Annotated in this window: 13 protein-coding genes and 4 pseudogenes; 8 read left to right on the top strand and 9 right to left on the bottom strand. The window is 42.2% G+C overall.

All coding sequences use genetic code 11. From position 1 onward, the window contains the following. Positions 1-164: 164 nt before the first annotated feature. A pseudogene (locus tag VCASEI_RS18930) lies at positions 165-412 on the top strand (transposase); the annotation flags it as partial. Positions 413-475: 63 nt separating this feature from the next. On the opposite strand, the pseudogene VCASEI_RS19715 reads toward VCASEI_RS18930, so the two are convergent. Further along, positions 476-688 (bottom strand): annotated as a pseudogene (locus tag VCASEI_RS19715) (ATP-binding protein); the annotation flags it as partial. 289 nt (positions 689-977) lie between these two features. Between VCASEI_RS19715 and VCASEI_RS18920 the strand changes: the two are divergent. The 5 genes and pseudogenes from VCASEI_RS18920 to VCASEI_RS18900 form a co-directional block, all read left to right on the top strand. Next, positions 978-1,201 (top strand): annotated as a pseudogene (locus VCASEI_RS18920) (transposase domain-containing protein); the annotation flags it as partial. Between the two features lie 200 nt (positions 1,202-1,401). Then, the gene (locus tag VCASEI_RS18915) at positions 1,402-3,219 is read left to right on the top strand and encodes a glucose PTS transporter subunit IIA (protein WP_110957865.1); all 1,818 of its coding nucleotides are present in this window, start codon (positions 1,402-1,404) and stop codon (positions 3,217-3,219) included. A 34-nt stretch (positions 3,220-3,253) separates the two neighbouring features. Beyond that, positions 3,254-4,797, top strand: a protein-coding gene (locus tag VCASEI_RS18910; RefSeq protein ID WP_225736794.1) for an IS3 family transposase whose coding sequence is annotated in 2 segments (ribosomal slippage) — positions 3,254-3,707 and positions 3,707-4,797 — 1,545 coding nt in all. Because the reading frame shifts where the segments join, the coding sequence is not laid out codon by codon here. Between the two features lie 133 nt (positions 4,798-4,930). Continuing rightward, on the top strand, positions 4,931-6,370 hold the full coding sequence (locus VCASEI_RS18905; RefSeq protein ID WP_110957864.1) for a 6-phospho-beta-glucosidase: 1,440 nt from the start codon (positions 4,931-4,933) through the stop codon (positions 6,368-6,370). Positions 6,371-6,431: 61 nt separating this feature from the next. Beyond that, entirely contained in the window at positions 6,432-7,442 is a 1,011-nt protein-coding gene (locus tag VCASEI_RS18900; RefSeq protein WP_110957863.1) for a LacI family DNA-binding transcriptional regulator, read from the top strand. 276 nt (positions 7,443-7,718) lie between these two features. Here the strand turns inward: VCASEI_RS18900 and tnpC (VCASEI_RS18895) are convergent. The 4 genes and pseudogenes from tnpC (VCASEI_RS18895) to VCASEI_RS18880 all read right to left on the bottom strand — a co-directional run. Then, positions 7,719-8,261: pseudogene (tnpC, locus tag VCASEI_RS18895) on the bottom strand (IS66 family transposase); the annotation flags it as partial. A 74-nt stretch (positions 8,262-8,335) separates the two neighbouring features. Further along, complete coding sequence (tnpC, locus tag VCASEI_RS18890; RefSeq protein ID WP_102969847.1) at positions 8,336-9,934, bottom strand: IS66 family transposase; 1,599 nt, start codon at positions 9,932-9,934, stop codon at positions 8,336-8,338. Positions 9,935-10,049: 115 nt separating this feature from the next. Continuing rightward, a complete protein-coding gene (gene tnpB / locus VCASEI_RS18885; RefSeq protein ID WP_004393962.1) occupies positions 10,050-10,376 on the bottom strand; it encodes an IS66 family insertion sequence element accessory protein TnpB in 327 nt (108 codons plus the stop codon). Continuing rightward, on the bottom strand, positions 10,373-10,747 hold the full coding sequence (locus tag VCASEI_RS18880; protein ID WP_110957753.1) for a hypothetical protein: 375 nt from the start codon (positions 10,745-10,747) through the stop codon (positions 10,373-10,375). The genes tnpB and VCASEI_RS18880 overlap by 4 nt, the downstream gene beginning before the upstream one ends. A gap of 217 nt (positions 10,748-10,964) precedes the next feature. Between VCASEI_RS18880 and VCASEI_RS18875 the strand changes: the two genes are divergently transcribed. Together VCASEI_RS18875 and VCASEI_RS18870 are read left to right on the top strand one after the other, a co-directional pair. Further along, positions 10,965-11,591, top strand: coding sequence for a hypothetical protein (locus VCASEI_RS18875; RefSeq protein WP_089110839.1), 627 nt, complete (start codon positions 10,965-10,967; stop codon positions 11,589-11,591). Positions 11,592-11,691: 100 nt separating this feature from the next. After that, positions 11,692-11,934, top strand: coding sequence for a hypothetical protein (locus VCASEI_RS18870; protein WP_162621115.1), 243 nt, complete (start codon positions 11,692-11,694; stop codon positions 11,932-11,934). 213 nt (positions 11,935-12,147) lie between these two features. Here VCASEI_RS18870 and VCASEI_RS18865 read toward each other — a convergent pair whose 3' ends face one another. The 4 genes from VCASEI_RS18865 to VCASEI_RS18850 form a co-directional block, all read right to left on the bottom strand. Then, the gene (locus VCASEI_RS18865; RefSeq protein ID WP_089110841.1) at positions 12,148-12,729 is read right to left on the bottom strand and encodes a 3'-5' exonuclease; all 582 of its coding nucleotides are present in this window, start codon (positions 12,727-12,729) and stop codon (positions 12,148-12,150) included. Further along, positions 12,726-13,043 (bottom strand): hypothetical protein, encoded by a 318-nt coding sequence (locus VCASEI_RS18860; RefSeq protein ID WP_089110842.1) that lies wholly within the window; start codon positions 13,041-13,043, stop codon positions 12,726-12,728. Before VCASEI_RS18860 ends, VCASEI_RS18865 begins: the two co-directional genes overlap by 4 nt. A 2-nt stretch (positions 13,044-13,045) precedes the next feature. After that, positions 13,046-13,534 (bottom strand): hypothetical protein, encoded by a 489-nt coding sequence (locus VCASEI_RS18855; protein ID WP_110957862.1) that lies wholly within the window; start codon positions 13,532-13,534, stop codon positions 13,046-13,048. 64 nt (positions 13,535-13,598) lie between these two features. Next, positions 13,599-16,748 carry an adenine nucleotide alpha hydrolase family protein gene (locus tag VCASEI_RS18850; RefSeq protein WP_089110844.1) on the bottom strand — a complete coding sequence of 1,050 codons (3,150 nt, stop codon included), beginning with the start codon at positions 16,746-16,748 and terminating at the stop codon, positions 13,599-13,601. Positions 16,749-16,841: the final 93 nt, after the last annotated feature.

Here is a 16,841-nt window from a genome sequence, read left to right as displayed (position 1 = left end):
CGCGAGTTGTCTTGACTCACCGCCTTTGTTAACGCTTTTTGATTTAGAACCAATAGATCTGTATATCGTTGCCGCGTCTGAGAGCCAAGTCATTCTCGCCAAACCAAGCATCTCGCGGTTATTTGCGTATAGTAGATACGGCGTTGAAAACTCTAGCCAGTGAATTATTGGAAAAGCATAAGCTTGGACGCAAACTATTTAAAGAAGTGCACAAATGGCTTTCAGATCTAGGCATCTACTTCAAAGAAGGTACCATCGTTGACGCAACTATTATTGAAGCCGCTAGCTCGACCAAAAATAAAGCAAAATCACGTGATCTAGAAATGCATCAACCCAGAAAGGAAATCAATGGTTCTTTGGGTTAAAAGCACATATTGGAGTCGATGTTAAACGTGGTTTGCTACACAGTGTCAACGTCAGTTTAAAACTGACCCACTTATCAGCGTTATCGCCGAAGTAAAATTGCCCCCCGTAATTAATTTTTGCTTTCAGACCTTCCCAGAACTGCTGGTATGGTTCCAGCCGCCTTATTACCGCGTAATCGATAGCTTTCGCCGCTGATCTGTATGATGAGTGAGTGATGAAAAAAACTATTGAGTAGTGCCGCCGTCAACGTTGCATCGTCAGTGAACGCACTTGACAATTGAGAGAAAGGCAAGTTACTGGTCACGATAATGTTGCCTTGCTGATTATCGGGCCCGAGTCTTCTTTGGGTTATAAATCCATCAAAGTAAGCTCGCGCCCTGATTAATGTTGAATTAAGTTCTGCTGTACATAAGCGTTTTGTTCAGGATCTGCATCGACTAATGCGACCAACTATCCAATAACACGCGTTTGGCACTTTTATTCACTTTTAAAAAGTATTAATTCAAATCAATTGACACTATCGAGCTTTAGTAGGCCTTTTGCACTAACCAATAAATGTCCAAATGAACGCTAGTAGATTTTTTTAAAGCGTTTTAAGGTCAATGATACTTCGTTCATTGAATGAACAATTTAAGCTGGCGCTTGACCGCCAGTTCGCGAAACATTCAGAATCATTGAGGCCTTATGGTGAAGCACACTCTACCTCTTTAATGAGGTAGAGTGTGAAGCCGCTAAGGTGGAAGATGATATTGTCACTACCACAAAAACGGCCACAAAAAAACGTGGTAAACGACAAGCGCTACCAAAAAACTTACCTCGTGAAACCCTCCATCTATATATAAAATGACCGAATTTACATACTTTCGGTCATTAGTCATGATGCCATCTAAACAGCATTTATTAATTTAAGTTAAAAGGAAACTGATAAGTAATGCACAGTTTAGACTGAAACCGGTTGCAGCAATGAGGTGTTGACACTAAATTGAAACCGGTCTCAAAGGGGTTGCATAGCTTAAAAATAATAAGGAATATTACATGGCAAAGATTCGAGACTATCAACAACTCGCTCGAGATATATTGGTTGAAGTGGGAAATGAAGAAAATATCGTCAGCTTTACTAGGTGTGCAACGCGTTTACGATTAGTGCTAAAGACTGTGCCAATAGACGCTGAATCAACGATAAAACAGTTTCCAGGGGTCATTACTGTTGTCCAAAGTGGTGGGCAATTTCAAATTGTTATTGGTACTCATGTTGCTGAAGTGTATGAGGCTCTGTCAGGGTTAGTCGATCAACATATCTTACAAGATAATGGTCACAAAGTAAGAGTTGTAGATGCCATTATTGGCTCTATGTCAGCCATTTTTGCTCCGATTGTATTTATCTTAGCGTCTGCTGGAATATTACAAGGGATCCTTATTATTGCGAAGTATTTTTCTCCAGAAATTACTACGTCAGGTACTTTTGCTGTTTTGAACTTTATGTCTTGGACACCATTTGCATTCTTACCAGTATTTATTGCGGTTACAGCTTCCAAGCACTTTAAATGCTCTCCTTTTATTGCCGTGTTATGTAGCTGTACTCTGATTAATCCTGATTGGGCAACAATGGCAGCTCAAATTGCTAATGGAGAGGTCATTACTTTTCTCGGCTTCTCTTTAGCTCAGACCGTATATACCTCATCCGTGCTTCCTCCTATATTTATGATATGGGGGCTTTCTTATGTAGAAAAATATGCTAAGCGAGTCATTCCTGAGGTAGTGAGTGAGTTATTCACACCACTTGTTTGTATGGTCATTATGGTGCCAATAACTCTTATCTTAATTGGCCCTATCAGTAGTGCTGCTGCTGTAGGCATAGCAAATGGTTATAACTGGTTGTTTGAGGCATCACCTGCTGTCGCGGCGGCATTCATCGGCGGTATATGGCAAGTGATCGTTATCTTCGGAGTGCATTGGGGGATCACACCAGTTATTTTAGCTAACTTTGATTTGTATGGCCGAGACTCATTTCAAGCTTTCCAAACCATGGCTGTAGTTGCTCAGATGGCCGCAGCTTTTGCGGTGGGTTTTAAATCTAGAAATACATTATTTAAGACAACATCATTTTCAGCCGGTGTTACTGCAATATTTGGTATAACAGAACCCACACTTTATGGAGTTACATTACGACTGAAAAAACCATTTGTTTGCGGATGTATTGGCGGTGCATTGGGGGCCGTAGTCGCGAGTCTCTTTGGCAGCTATTACTATGCTTATGCTGGTTTGCCTAGTCTGCTAACTATTATGAATGCGATTAGTGTAGAAAATAGCAGCTCTTTCATTGGAGAAGTGATTGGCGTGGCTACCACAATTGTTGTCACATTTATCTTGGTTTACATCGTTGGCTTTAATGACCCTCAAGAAGAAAGTTCTAGCTCCCTAACTCAAACTTCGGAGTCAACAAAAACGGCGAAAGAACTTAAACTAAATAGTCCTATCAATGGTGTCATTGTCTCACTTGAGAGTGTAAATGACCTTAGTTTTTCTGAGAGGCTGTTAGGTGATGGAATCGCCTTTCAACCTGCAGATGGGCAAGTATATGCGCCTTGTGATGCGATTGTTTCTTCAGTTATCGAAAGTCAACACGCAGTGGGCTTAACATGCAGTAACGGAGCTGAGCTACTTATCCATGTCGGATTAGATACTGTCAATCTCAAAGGACAGTTTTTTGAAACCTTGGTAGTGTTAGACCAACAAGTGAAAGAGGGTGAACCTTTAATCAAATTTGATAAAGCCGCTATCGAAAAAGCAGGATATGACCTAACCACACCGTTTATCGTATTCCCTCTCTGTCAGACTAGTTGTCGCGCTTAATATTCAACCATTAAACAGAGGGCGTGGAGTAACAATGAAACATTATTCAGCGCAAAGCAAAGAGTCGGCTCTTCAGAAGATGATGCCTCCAAATAATATAGCAATAGCCCAATTATCAATCGAGATGGGGATTGGTGAATCAACCTTGTATAATTGGCGAAAACAAGCAATTGATAAGGGGCATTTAGTGCCAGGTGATGGAAAGAATGCTGAGCAGTGGTCATCAGCAAATAAATTCTCAGTCGTGTTGGAAACAGCCTCTTTAAATCAAGCTGAGTTAGCGGAATATTGCCGAGGCAAAGGTCTTTATGTGGAACAAGTATCGGCTTGGCGAAATGCGTGTATAGATGCAAACGCTAACGTTAAAGAGCAAGAAAAAGCCTTCTCCACCGAAACAAAGAAAGATAAAAAACAGATCAATCAATTAGAAAAGGAGCTACGTCGAAAAGATAAGGCACTCGCTGAAACCGCAGCACTATTGGTGTTAAGAAAAAAAGCAAATGCGATCTGGGGGGAAGCCGAGGACGAATGATCCTCGACTCAGCTCGCATTCAAGCAGTTAAACTAGTTAATGAAGCTGTGAGTTCTGGTGCGCCAAAGTTTAAAGCTTGCCGTGAACTTGGGATCAGTGTCCGGACGTATCAACGTTGGACTGTTGACGGGAACATAAAAACAGATGGTAGACCAATATCTCAGCGCCCTGAGCCAAAAAATAAGCTATCAAAAGCAGAGAGAGATAACATATTAGCCATCGTTAATAGCGATGATTTTAAGAGCTTACCACCAAGCCAAATCGTCCCTACATTAGCAGATGAGGGTATTTATCTTGCTTCTGAATCAACATATTATCGTGTTCTTCATGAAGAAAAACAGCAAAACGCTCGCGGACGTAGTCAGATAAAAGAGAGAAAAGTACCGACGACACACTGTGCTACAGGGCCAAACCAAGTGTGGTGTTGGGATATTACTTGGTTACCAGGCCCCGCTAAAGGGCTGCATTTTTATTTATATTTGATACTCGATATATTTAGTCGAAAGATTGTTGGATGGGAAATTCATGATGACGAATCAGCAGAAAATGCATCAATATTAATTAAGAAAGCTCATTTAAAAGAAGGAGTTAAAGATAATCCTCTGGTACTGCATTCGGATAATGGAAGCCCAATGAAAGGCTCATCAATGCTTGAAACACTTTATAGTTTAGGTGTCGTGTCGTCTTTTAATCGTCCTAGGGTGAGCAATGATAATGCTTATGCTGAGTCGATATTTAAAACGTGTAAATATCGCCCTGACTATCCGTATAAAGGGTTTTCAACAATTGATGAGGCGCGTAGTTGGGTGTTGAAATTTAGCCACTGGTATAATTTTAACCACAAACATAGTGGCATCAAATACGTCAGCCCACATCAAAGGCATTCAGGATTAGCGGGTGACATATTGGCTAATAGAAAAGAAGTTTATCAAGGTGCTAAAGATGCTCACCCTGAGCGCTGGAGCGGTAATATCCGTAATTGGGATTTACCAAAAGAAGTGTACTTAAACCCTGAACAAAATAGTGTCAAGGCTGAGAGTGCATAACGTAGTGATCGCGACAACTAGTTTGACAAACACCGTATTGAACAGTGATGAATTTAAATTAGATTTCGAACCTATTCGGCCATCAATTGTAATGGGCCAACCTGTAATCCAAATGTCGTAATAAGGAGATTATATGAACAATCGTTTTCCAGAAAATTTTTTATGGGGCGGTGCTGTTGCTGCCCACCAACTTGAAGGTGGTTGGGATGCTGATGGTAAAGGTACTAGCGTGGTTGATGTATTAACTGCCGGAGAACACGGTGTTCAAAGGAGAATAACCGATGGAGTTATCGATGGTGAGCAATACCCCAATCAGGTTGCGATCGATTTTTATCATCGCTATAAACAAGATATAAAGCTATTTTCTGATATGGGATTTAAATGTTTTAGAACCAGTATTGCATGGACGAGGATTTTCCCTAAGGGTGATGAAACCGAACCCTGTGAAGCGGGTTTGCAATTTTATGATGACCTATTTGATGAGCTTATAAAATATGGGATCGAGCCGGTTATTACCCTTAGCCACTTTGAAATGCCATATCACTTAGCAGAAAAATATGATGGTTGGATGAGCCGAAAAGTCATTGATTATTTTGTTAAATACTCAATGACAGTTATCGAACGTTACCAGCACAAAGTAAAGTATTGGATGACATTTAATGAGATTAATAATCAAAAAAATGTTTCTGCCGATATTTTTGGTTGGATGTGCTCTGGTGTGAAATTTTCTCAAAAAGAGCGCCCAGAAGAGGCGATGTATCAAGCAGTGCATCATCAATTTGTGGCGAGCGCTTTGGTAGTTAAGCAAGCACATGAATTGAATCCAAATCTATTAATTGGTTCGATGTGTTCAATGGTTCCTTTTTATCCATATTCATCGAAACCAGAAGATGCCATGACGGCTCAAATTGCTATGCGCGATCGTTATTATTTCTCTGATGTCATGATGAAAGGACATTATCCTAACTACGCATTAACTGAATGGAAGAGGAAGAAATATCATATTGAAATGGCACCAGAAGATGAGGCCATTTTACGTGAAGGTAAGTGTGACTATTTAGGGTTTAGTTACTATATGTCTAATACCGTTAACTCTACCTCAACTAAATCATTGGCTGAGAGCCTAGATGGTAGCCATGAGAATTCTGTGACGAATCCTCATATTACTGCGAGTGATTGGGGCTGGCCGATAGATCCGGTTGGACTTCGTTACTGCTTAGCTTCTTTATATGAGCGCTATGAGGCTCCTCTTTTTATTGTTGAAAATGGTTTTGGGGCTATTGATACTGTCGAAAGTAGTGGCGAAATTAATGATGACTACCGAATTGATTACTTACGCTCACATATTCAAGAAATGAAGAAGGCTGTAACCGAAGATGGGGTTGAATTAATGGGTTATACCCCGTGGGGATGTATTGACCTTGTTTCATTCACAACTGGCGAAATGAAGAAGCGTTATGGCTTTATTTATGTAGATAAACATAATGATGGCACAGGCACGCTAGAACGTTCACCTAAGAAGTCTTTTAATTGGTATAAAGACGTGATTGCGTCAAATGGAGAGACACTCTAATATGACCCAATTAGCCGGTCCCTATGCCGGCTAATTTATTTTTGGTCAAATGGATTATAACATGGTAACTATGTTCGATGTGGCTCAAAAAGCAGGGGTCTCCAAGGCAACTGTTTCAAGAGTGCTTAATGGCAAAAATATTGTTCGTCCAGAAGTGACAGCTAAAGTTTTTAAAGCCATAGAAGAAACTGGCTATCGGCCTAATCTCTTAGCTCAACAGCTTGCCACTAAAAAAACTAACTTTATTGGTTTTGTGATCACCAACGCTTTGTATGATGGTCCTTATTTTTCTTCTCTGGTTTATCACGCGGCATCATTTAGTGAGCAGCATGGACGTCAGCTTGTAATGGCGGATGGAAAGCACAGCGCTGAAGATGAAAAGAATGCGATTAACTTTTTACTCGATATGAAGTGTGCCGGAATTATTGTTTATCCTAAATATCTCACAGAGAAAGATCTAAAAGCAATCATTGATTCAACTTTAACGCCTATTGTTGTTCTTAACCGTAACCTATCGTCTGATCCTCAACACTGTATAACAACTGATCATTATTCGAATGCCTCCTTGATGGTGGAATATATTCTTAAACAAGGGCATGAAAATATTGCTTTTATTCGAGGGCTCTCTGATTCATCAACCGGTATACAGCGTTTGTGTGCTTATAAAGATACATTGAAAAAACATGGTATTGAGGTTAATCAAGAGCGGATTGTTGCTGCAAAATGGACACCAGAGAGCGGTTATCTTGCCGCAAAGAAATTAGTAAAAAGCGGTGTAGATTTTACCGCAGTATTAGCGGGTAATGATGATATGGCATTAGGGGCAATGAAAGCTTTTATGGAGTTGGGTTATCACCTGCCGAAGGATATATCCATAGCAGGATTTGATAACAGTAAAATGGGTGCATTTTTAACGCCAAGCTTAACATCTGTCAGTGTCCCTCTCGAAAAGATGATTCAAAAAGGCATACTCATACTACTTGAAGAATATCAAAGTGCGCAGAAAGTCAGTACTGAAGGTTGTTTAATTATTAGGGATTCAATTTCCCGCCAAGCTAATAATAAAGTTTGATTTTTATATCTATAATCGACCTATTATATAACTATATTTCAACTCTCCCCTCAGATTCAGTGTAAATGACATTTAATTTATGACAGGGTGACAATGAAAGATAAAGACCAAAGCTTTGAATAAGAGATATAGAGCTATCCTAACCAGGGTGGTTAGCCTGTTGATGGGGCAATTCGATTTAGAATTCGCAGCGTACTGAACTGTCAAATCTGATCTTAACCGGTACAGTATAGACTAGCCAACGTATCCGCGCCATGAACCCACGGGGCGATATTGTTAGTGTTTGAAGTTCCAAGGCAGGAGTGCATCGATATCAGGTTCCGCTTTCGCTAACTCCTGCATGCACTTGACCATGTAGTCGTAAACGATAAGGCCGTTGGCTTTCGCTGTCTCGACGATACTGTAAAGCATCGCGCTCGCTTCAGCTCCATTGGGATTGGTCGAGAAGAGCCAGTTCTTTCTCCCAATAACCAGCGGTTTTATTGCGCGTTCAGCTCGGTTGTTGTCTATCGATAAGTGACCGTCATCGATATAGCGGGTGAGCTTCGGCCACTGACCGAGCGTGTATTTTATTGCTTTACCCAGCGGGCTAGACTCAAGCACTTTCTGAGTTGTCATCCATTCATAAAGCTCATCCAGTATCGGCTTAGCATGCTCTTGGCGCTCTGCTTTCCGTTTTTCGGCACTGGCACCTTTTAAGCGTGATTCTATTCCATAAAGCTTCTGGATTTTGGCCAACGCTTTATCCGCTTTACCTGACTTGCCTTTGCCTTGAAGCTTTTTCGCCTCCATGAACTTGCGCCGAGCATGCGCGAAGCAACGTGAGCTTACGAGAAGATAGTGTACATAGGTATTAAGAAGCGGCTCTGGCCGAAAGCCAGAGCCTGTTTTGATTAGATATTGGACTGATAATTCCAGGGCAAGAACTGTTGTGGATTAGCCTTAACTTCACTTTCCATTCGCTGTATCGTATTAAAGTAATCCAGCACATTTATACCCGCTTCGGCTGATGTCGCTATCATCGCCATGATCACATCCGCAATGCTCGCACCAGCCTGTGTTTTATGGAACAGGGCATTTTTTCGGTTGCGAGCAACTAGCTTGAGTGCTTGCTCCGCTCGGTTATTATCCAGTTGTGCTCCCTCGAGACGGCAGAAGGCGGTCAGCCCCTCATAATGCTTAGTAAAATAATTAATTGCTTTACCAAGCCCGCTGTTTTCTTCTGTATTTCCCCTGTTCAGCTCGGCCTGACCCCAGTTTCGGATCTGCTCCATTACCGGAAGTGATAGCTTTTTATGCCAAGCTAACCGTTGCCCCGCGTTAAGTCCTAGCTCCCTGGCTTCATCATCGTGTCGCCAGATTTCACCATACCACTGTAGTACTTGCTCCACTTCATCTGGAAACTGATTAAGGACTTCGGCAAACTGCCGTCGTCCGTGACTGTTGCACAGACTGTGTTCGACCACGTAATCAAGCGATGGGCGGTTGCTGGATAAGGCATCACTCATCAATATCGGGGGCGCGAGTGTCCGGCCACGGTCATGTAAAATCTCGTCGATGAACTCGCCGGCATGACCGATATTGGTCTGATACAACACGACAGTACGACCCTCTTTTAAGCCCGCGACTAAACCGGAGCTGTAAACACCACTGCGCTCTCGGGTTTTTGTTCCATTTCTCTGCGGCTTTTCTATCGGGACTTTGTCTAAAATTCGGTTGGTCGTGTCATCTAAATAATAGTGCTCTGCGTTTGCGGCAAACACTCTTAACAAGTTATAAATGGGTTGCAAGCTATTGGCGACTAACTCGACTTGGTCAAAGATGGTTGAGGCGGTCAGTTTAATCCCCATCAGCGCTTGCGTACTCTCCTGACGATAGTAGGGTGCACCTGCAAAAAACTTGTGAAGAGCCATCAGGCTGCGGGCACTGTAACCATACTTCTGGCTTGGCTCTCCATCATTTATCACGTCATTAGGTAACTTGGCAGTGAAGTACTGACCACAGGCATTGCAACGTAGCCGCTCCATAACGTGTTGCTCTGGGACGAACGGACTTTGCCCAGTGATCCGCAACAGCGTAGCGGGCTCGTATTTATATAACTTGCCTTTTTGACACTCGGGGCAACTATCGCCTTTCTTTAGATCGTCCAGTTTATGCTGAGTGACTTTCGGTTTCACTGGTGGTGTGCTGGGTTGGGTATTTTTAGGCTTAGGACGTTTTTGACCGCGGTTTTTGTTTTTCTTATTTTTCTGGCCGAGTAGAGTGTCCATCGTTTCTGATGACTTGACCATGCCAACCAACTTACGCAATTTATGCAGGGTGATATCGTTATCAGACAGACGCTCTTGCAAGGCAGCCAGCGTCTTTAATGCCTTCAACAAGATGTGGCAATCTTCCGCACTCAGTGCTAAGTCGTGCTCCTTTGCCTCGTGCACTCGCTGGATAAGCCCGTCCAGCTCTTCGCTGTCAATATCGGTAAAGTCTTGCGCCATTTAAGTTCCTGTCGGCTGGCTTGCAGTGCTGATGCGCTCAATTATTCCAGCATTGTGGGATCGGTCAACATGATCGTGAGGATCGATAACTTAAGGGGGAATAGTGTGCGTACGGTCATACTTTTTGCCAGCCAGGCAGCCCCACCAACAGAGCTTTAAGCTGCTTCGCGGCGACAGGGGTCACCCCATCTTGGTGATGACGGGGCCAATCTTGAAAGCGGCCTTTGCTCAGGCGTTTATTGATTAACCAGAAGCCAGAGCCGTCATAACATAATGCTCTAAGCATGGTTTGACGGCGGTTGGTAAACACAAACAGGGTTCCGCTACGAGGCGACTGTTTTAGCTGATGACGACACAGGGCGGCGAGTCCATCAATACCACAGCGAAAATCGGCTGGTTGAGTCGCAAGCAGGATTTTACTCTCAGCAGTCAGGTGGATCATTTTACTTCTCCTGCTTCTTGTATCAGAGCTCGCAATAAGTCAGGAGAGACAAGGCCGCTGATACAGATCTGACTTGAATTAGGAAGAGTGAGCTGAAGGCTCAGGTCTGATTTAGGTAGTAAATCAGGCTCTATCTGTAACGGAACAAAATCAGGAGCGGACGACTTAACGGGAAGTTGCTTGCGCCAGTCATTGAGCTGGGTGGTGCAGATCCGTAGTGCTTTGGTCACGTGACTGATCGGATATTCTTCAAGCAGCTTGAGTGCTAAGCAGCGTAGTTCATCGGGGATACTGGCATGTTTATTAATGCGGGTTTGTCGCCAGTGCTCAAAGTCAGCAGTGGCCTGAATCAGGTTTTTCTGGTTTTGCATGGTGCCTTCCTTATATTGGATAAGCACTTAGTAAACCAGAGCTGGCGAGTTAAGTTGAGCTATGCTGCCGTAAGCTCACCATCTTCTAGGTTCCCATCATGAAATGGATTATATTTCAGCCGTATAGTTTGTTGCGCTGCAATTGTTTGGACTTATAGTGTGACCATGGTTTTGAAGTTTCCGTAGACCAACTACCTGACAGTGATGGATCTGATTCATGGCTCGTAGCCACGGTTTCTACGATAGAAGAAGCAAGGGCGGTACTCTGGGAGTACCGAACTCATGCAATGCCTGTTGTTGTTTCATAAAGAAAAAGCCTAGAGGAAAGCTTGTGCCAAAAAAGATTAATTATGACTGCATGTTTGTATCTCCCGATACAAAACGCAAGGGCTCTTTTAACGTAAAAATCCCGACACTTTGGAGTGAAGATAAAGAGAAGACAATGTACTTTGGAGCCCGTCATTACGCATGTCCTAAGTTGTCGGCTCAAAGTTTCGTTACAAGCTTTCTATGTGAGTATTATGGTTCTATAAGGGCTAAATTCATCCAAACGAATCCACAATTTGTTAAACGAATGAATTTTGGTTGCCAGGTGAATGTAATGGATACATTTGCAAGCAGCCGTGGACGTATATACCCAAAAATTGCTGTTACATGGACAGAATTTTTTCCTGATGGCACAAGGAAAAGAAAGCAAAAGACATTTCTTTATTCAGCAGACAATAAAGTTCAAAGACATCATGAGGCATCATTGTATGCGGCTAGAACGCGAGCGAGATTAACGTTCTCAAATTTAGATACTTCAGCACTTAACTTTGAATATGATTTAAGTGAGGTTCTTTGACTTTGAGTGCGATGGCTTTTACATGTATACACATTGCTAATTTAACAATAGATTTAGAATATTTCTAAATTGAAGGGGGCTCTAAATAATGGCGATAAACTTGGATCGATGGTACCCGCCAGCTCGATATGTTTTTATGCCTCTTTACCGAAAATTGCGTAAGCGATTGGGCAGCAAAAGAAAAGCTATGGTTGGAGTTATGTTTGTTTCTTGGGTTGGCCATGTGGCGCTATTGGCGATACTGGAAATAAATAAACCATTACTACAGAGCTACGGAACGCTATGGTCATTCTTTGTGTTTGGAGGGTTAACTTTTTATGCGGCATTCGGGGCTGAAAAATAGCCGACTATTCATAATTGCGAACTTATCGCTACATGTTTGGCAATAATGGCTTCGTAACTTTCATTCTCAGTCTTTTGGGGTTTGCTTTCTGATGTGCTGCCATCGTAATTGATATAGATTTTTCTTTGCTTCATGGGGTTACCTTTAGGTTTGCTCGCAATTTCAATTACAAATATTCTAATCGCGATTCAAAACCTGCAACCCCTGTTGTACTTAGTGGTTGGAGATATAGTGAATAATATCGTGTGTTGCGATTGCATCCCCTATTGCACTGTGAGCTTTACCTGAGCGCATTTCTAATCCTGCTTTTTTTAGGCATGTTTGAAGCCCTGTGGAGCCGTGACGATTACTCGGGCCAAAATATGGGACAGCTAGATTGTACATTACGTAAGGCGCTTTATTTTTTAGCCATTGCATATTCTCGGCTTTCACCTCCGCTTTTGTCATCGACCGCAGCAGAGCTTCGTAGTCAAACTCAATGTTGTAAGCCGTCCACTGTTTACCTTTCATTATTCTGCTGAGTGTTTCTGCAACTTCCGATATTGTAGGACAGCCAACTAAATCTTGATTAGATAGTCCGTGAACTTTAAATGCGCCTTCAGATATGGGTTCATCTGAAAATATTCGTGAGTCGAACAACGTCTTTCCCGTTCTTAGGCTTACGAGTGCCAATTCAATTACGTGGCCATTGAAATCGGTGGTTTCACAGTCTAAAACCACCACATCAGTCTCAATAAAGCGCTTGGCCAAAGTTTTCGCTTCATCGGTTAATTTGAGAATTTCGCCGTTGGTCATTCTTTATTTTCTCGCTTTATAAGTTCATGCAGGATGGTTGAGCTTTGGGCTTGTAGCGTTATCAGCTTGTTTGTATTTGTGATATCGACATCCCTGTTTGAAGTCAACGATTTAAGTAAAACGAGTTTTTCAGCTTGTGAGCTCTGGATGTTCACAATATTGACGAGCATCGATGCCACCCAACTTAGTCGAAATTCGTAAGAGCGGATCCCTGATTTCTCTATGAACTCGACAACAGCAGGGTTATGAGCATAAAAACTAGCTCTGTTTCTGCATAACGTTTTAATGTGGTTTGAATCTAATTGAGCATTCATTTTTAAAAAATCCTCTGTTTAATCAAGTTGATAATTTGTGTTTCTAAGCCGTATCTGGTTTCCATTGCATCGATAGCGCCGACACACCACATATCTCGCACTAGTTCGCCTTCTTGGTTAATTTCAACAACCATGTCAAAGAGTTTTTCTTGGAAGTCCGGCTGTGAGATCACTAGATTTCGGAGCTCACAGATATCTGACAGGAACTCAGACGGAATTTCCGCTTCAATGTTCTCGCCGGTTGGGCAAATGGATTCCTGAATAACCTTCGCTAAGCCAATATTTAAGAATTGGGCGCCGATATGCTCAACAAAATCGATATGGCCATAGTCACCGGTTGAAACGGCCTGTGCCAAATCCTCTTTACTGTTTTCCTGAACCAATGCTGCTGTCGCTTGTTCAATGATTAAATCGATTAGATTCATTTGTGATCCTTTGATTCGTAAATGGTCGGTGGTAACAACGTTCAGTCGTCTATCAAGGTTGTTCATAAAGACACTCCCTAATACTGAACTTATGAAGCTAGTATCCATCAATTAAAAATCTTGCAAGGGGTTATGCACATAGGCTCATTAGTTTTAAGCGATTGTTAAATGTCATGGCTTTCACAACATGCTGGGTATCTCGGCTCTGCTTGATTGCTGTGAGACTTTCTAAAAGTTCTTGGAGCGCATTTAAGCCACTAACAAACTGCTCACGCACTTGCACTTGATCGCTCAAATGTTGCACCTGAAGTTCTGAACGTAAAAAGTCCTCCCACGCCTTGCGGCTGCCTTCAAGTAGAAACTGAGCATTCTCAAATGCTTTAGTGGCATCAGATAATGTGTTTTGTATCTGGTCAAACTTCGAGTTTATATATTTAGCTATGGATAATGCTGAACCGGAACGTGTTAAGTCGGTGGCAGTTGAGGTTGGCAACAAGATCTTCAATAGCTCTTTGCTGTTGCGATTGGTGTCTTTATGGATATTTAGCCAAAGTAATGCCAACTTGCCTTTATATGTTGCATCTAATTCGGTGTGATCTTGAGGTCCAGTCATAGTCACTCTTAGGCCGCTTACAGCTGTTTGAATGGCAAAATTGAAATCCGCGAAAAAGGCATCGACATCAGAGCGAATACTTTCAAATAATGGGCCGCCTTCTGAACAATTAACACTTAGTGCTAATGTTTGACGCTTTGCGCGTGTTTGGTTTCGTAACGTACGTAAATGCTGAACCGCTTTTACTTTATCGGCTCGATGTTGATCCATTGTCACCACTTGAGGGTGCTTGTCTAACTTGTCGCCAGAGTAATTCATCAGATCAAAAGCGCCAATTGAGCCTAGAAGCTCTGTACGCTTAAGTAGTTGTGAAAATAAAGCCTGATACTTAGGCTTAATACTAAAACCACCGCTAGATAGTAAGATCCTTACTACATCCGTTCCGTAGTATTTACGAATGCGTGTTTTTGTTAAGATCGCATTAGATAAAGCATCATCATGCATATTTAGCGCTTGCTCAATTCCGCCCTCTTCAATCCACTGCGTTAATGCTTCTGGGTTGATCTCAATGTTAGCTGTGTCTTCCATTTCAATCTCACTCAGATCATGGTTATTGAATGTATCGTTGATCACGGAATCAAAGTTCAGAGCAATTCTATCCTTGCTCGAAGTATTGAGTTCTTCTTGATGGCTCAGTTCCGGTTTGTAAAAGACGGCACGAGTTTGCCCTTTCACCCACACCTTGCCTTTTTTAATCCTGCGTCTTTCAGTTTTATGGCGTAACTTACGGCCATCAAGTACGCTGAATGGGCTAACATCGCGCTTAGGGTATGCATTGAAGGAAGATTGCACAAAGTTGGGTAAAGCCAGCTTAAACACGCTCTCAGGCACAACTTGAGGCGCCATGTCGGGTTGTTTTGATATTTGTTCAATGATTTCATCACTTAACATATCGAGTACAGAACGGCTATTAATTGTCTTGCCGTTGATTTTGAGCTTAATAATTTCGATAACTTCGTTTTTACGTGCAGTGACCTCTAATTGGGCGCCGTGCTTACTAACCGTTTCTTTTGAGCAATCGAACTTTTCTTCCAGCCACGAGTGATCGTGCTGGTGGTAGCTTAAAAATGGGGGTTGAGAAATCGGATTGAAATTACTCTCACCTTCGTCAGTGAAAAATTTAAGCATTCTAGCTTCTGGAACCTTCATTGACAGGCTGATTTGTCCATGTTTTGCCTCCCAATCATCATTACAGATTGGAAATGGAATGCGCTTACCGTTCGCTACGTTATCCCAGATCTTTAATGGTCTAAACGGCAAAGCTGCCACTCCATCTTTTTGCCAGAGAAGTGATTGCATTAATGCATGCTCTTGACTGTAGCAAGTAAAAACCGGTTCCTGCGCTGCCGAACGATACATTTTTAGCAGCTCAGAACGTATTTCGGGTGAGATGGATGAATCGTTGGCTATACAGGCATAGCCAGCGTGATCCATCTCTTTGCCCTGCTCCACCAGCCTTTTGAATTCATCAGCATGGCGCTGACTGTCGATAGCCAGTTGACTGGCAAAATAGGTCGCTTTTTCTAATAAAGTCGATTTTAAAACGTTTGGTTGTAAGCAGACTCTATAGTTGCCAGTAAAATCAATTGCTTTTGCATGGAATGCTCGTGCATTTTCGGAACTAGAGTTTCGTAATAACCAGTCACGGACGGCTAGCGCGTTTTCGCTGCCGAGTACGCGCCAACGATCAAGCTTGCTGTAGTTCATAGCTGATTTATCATTTTTAACCTGGGTGCAACTGAAACATCCGAATCTCGCTGTACCACCGCATGCGCCCTTGTTTCGGCTCCCTACGACTACTTCACAAACATCATTTGAGCTTTCACCATAGAGGTGCAGCAAAACGGCATGGTTATCTAAATACGATGTGATCGGTGATTTGTCGTCAAGTAGCGATTTTAGCAGCGGCTTACAACCAGCCATTTTGTGAAAGGTAAAAACTTCATCATCTTTCCAGTCTCGGATTGGTGCAAACCGTTTGATACCAATATCGGTGCATTCAATTTCGGCCAATAGTTTGGAGATAGTTTTGTTGTTTACTTGCTGTTTGGCCATGTTTAAAGATCTATTGGCAGATTCGCTTACACGTTGGCCGGTAATAGAAATGATTTGTTGTCCATCAAAACGTTGCTGGATGGATTTCAAGTATTTATTGGCAACATCAGTTTTCAATATGGTAGTGCAATCTGATGCGCGAGTAGCATTACTTATAAGTTTTGAAGCGCCGAACCATCGCATGAAAAACTGATCTTTAAGTTCTGGGCTTAATATTTGGTAGTCTAGAGCAATGCCATGTTTAACCGCATACTGTTGTATTAAAGGCTTCACATAGCGGGTTAAAAAGACCATCGGCATAGATTCAACTAATGTGTCAATTGTTGTGACAATAAATGGACGCGTGGACTCGATACGTCCCTCGCTTATACATTGGCGATATGCTTCCAGTGCTGCTAACAATACCAATGTAGAATCTTTACCGTTGCTATTAGCTGCATGAAGAATGGGCTTTTCAGGGAGCGTCAAAATTGCTTTTAAATCTTCCACCACTGATGTGTATTTAGATACGATGTTTGCTTGAATTTCGCGTAATTCAATATCAATTTCTGTTGCCACATTGATGATGTTCACGCCGAGCTTGGCGTTGTTAATAGCTTCCTGAATGTTCATTTTCTACCTGCCACAAATCTCTAATTAGGTTTAGTTTATAGAGATTTAGATTTGTGCAAGCATACGTACATTAGTTACAATTATCTCGTTCAT

This window comes from Vibrio casei, from assembly GCF_002218025.2.
GTDB lineage: Bacteria > Pseudomonadota > Gammaproteobacteria > Enterobacterales > Vibrionaceae > Vibrio > Vibrio casei.
The sequence above is the reverse complement of the archived record's forward strand: the minus strand, read 5'-3'. Positions and strand labels throughout refer to the sequence as shown.

Excerpts from the sequence above, each read along its gene's own strand:
- VCASEI_RS18915 (WP_110957865.1), top strand. The coding sequence starts at position 1,402 with ATGGCAAAGATTCGAGACTATCAACAACTCGCTCGAGATATATTGGTT.
- VCASEI_RS18905 (WP_110957864.1), top strand. The coding sequence starts at position 4,931 with ATGAACAATCGTTTTCCAGAAAATTTTTTATGGGGCGGTGCTGTTGCT.
- VCASEI_RS18900 (WP_110957863.1), top strand. The coding sequence starts at position 6,432 with ATGGTAACTATGTTCGATGTGGCTCAAAAAGCAGGGGTCTCCAAGGCA.
- tnpC (WP_102969847.1), bottom strand. The coding sequence starts at position 9,934 with ATGGCGCAAGACTTTACCGATATTGACAGCGAAGAGCTGGACGGGCTT.
- tnpB (WP_004393962.1), bottom strand. The coding sequence starts at position 10,376 with ATGATCCACCTGACTGCTGAGAGTAAAATCCTGCTTGCGACTCAACCA.
- VCASEI_RS18880 (WP_110957753.1), bottom strand. The coding sequence starts at position 10,747 with ATGCAAAACCAGAAAAACCTGATTCAGGCCACTGCTGACTTTGAGCAC.
- VCASEI_RS18875 (WP_089110839.1), top strand. The coding sequence starts at position 10,965 with ATGGCTCGTAGCCACGGTTTCTACGATAGAAGAAGCAAGGGCGGTACT.
- VCASEI_RS18865 (WP_089110841.1), bottom strand. The coding sequence starts at position 12,729 with ATGACCAACGGCGAAATTCTCAAATTAACCGATGAAGCGAAAACTTTG.
- VCASEI_RS18860 (WP_089110842.1), bottom strand. The coding sequence starts at position 13,043 with ATGAATGCTCAATTAGATTCAAACCACATTAAAACGTTATGCAGAAAC.
- VCASEI_RS18855 (WP_110957862.1), bottom strand. The coding sequence starts at position 13,534 with ATGAACAACCTTGATAGACGACTGAACGTTGTTACCACCGACCATTTA.
- VCASEI_RS18850 (WP_089110844.1), bottom strand. The coding sequence starts at position 16,748 with ATGAACATTCAGGAAGCTATTAACAACGCCAAGCTCGGCGTGAACATC.